This is a genomic window from Burkholderia sp. L27(2015) (assembly GCF_009765705.1).
Lineage (GTDB): Bacteria > Pseudomonadota > Gammaproteobacteria > Burkholderiales > Burkholderiaceae > LMUX01.
Window position 1 is genome coordinate 1 of the sequence record NZ_LMUX01000003.1, and the last position, 341, is coordinate 341.

The window sequence follows — 341 nt, forward strand, 5'->3', positions numbered from 1 at the left end:
GTTTGCAACCTGGCGAGAAGATCGTAGTGAGCGGCTTGCAGCGGGTACGCCCGGGCAGCGAAGTGAAGGCCAATCCGGTGCCGATGTCGGGTGAAAACACCGCGACGCAACCCTCATGAGCAAGCTCAACGCTCCAGCGCAACATTCAGCGATTTTTTTGAGGCTGCCATGAATATTTCAAAGTTCTTTATCGACCGGCCGATTTTTGCCGGCGTGCTATCGGTCTTGATTCTGCTAGCCGGTATCATCTCGCTGTTCCAGTTGCCGATTTCCGAGTATCCGGAAGTGGTGCCGCCCTCGGTGATCGTGCACGCACAGTACCCGGGCGCCAACCCCAAGGT

1 protein-coding gene is annotated in these 341 nt (G+C 56.9%); it reads left to right on the plus strand.

Going from position 1 to position 341, the window contains the following annotated elements:
- Positions 1–168: 168 nt before the first annotated feature.
- Positions 169–341: efflux RND transporter permease subunit (locus GSQ77_RS00445; protein WP_158897928.1), on the plus strand; the 173-nt coding region annotated here is incomplete at its 3' end.